The 536-nt window shown below is 52.2% G+C and carries 1 rRNA gene; it reads left to right on the forward strand.

The features are described 5' to 3' along the window. Positions 1-536 (forward strand): 16S ribosomal RNA (locus GTP27_RS23320); the annotation flags it as partial.

Below are 536 nucleotides of genomic sequence, written 5' to 3' on the forward strand. Positions count from 1 at the left end.
TTTGCTAATGACGGTACCTGAAGAATAAGCACCGGCTAACTACGTGCCAGCAGCCGCGGTAATACGTAGGGTGCAAGCGTTAATCGGAATTACTGGGCGTAAAGCGTGCGCAGGCGGTTTTGTAAGACTGTCGTGAAATCCCCGGGCTCAACCTGGGAATGGCGATGGTGACTGCAAGGCTAGAGTTTGGCAGAGGGGGGTAGAATTCCACGTGTAGCAGTGAAATGCGTAGATATGTGGAGGAACACCGATGGCGAAGGCAGCCCCCTGGGTCAAAACTGACGCTCATGCACGAAAGCGTGGGGAGCAAACAGGATTAGATACCCTGGTAGTCCACGCCCTAAACGATGTCTACTAGTTGTCGGGTCTTAATTGACTTGGTAACGCAGCTAACGCGTGAAGTAGACCGCCTGGGGAGTACGGTCGCAAGATTAAAACTCAAAGGAATTGACGGGGACCCGCACAAGCGGTGGATGATGTGGATTAATTCGATGCAACGCGAAAAACCTTACCTACCCTTGACATGGCAGGAATCC

Source organism: Duganella qianjiadongensis, assembly GCF_009857915.1.
GTDB classification, from domain to species: domain Bacteria; phylum Pseudomonadota; class Gammaproteobacteria; order Burkholderiales; family Burkholderiaceae_D; genus Rugamonas; species Rugamonas qianjiadongensis.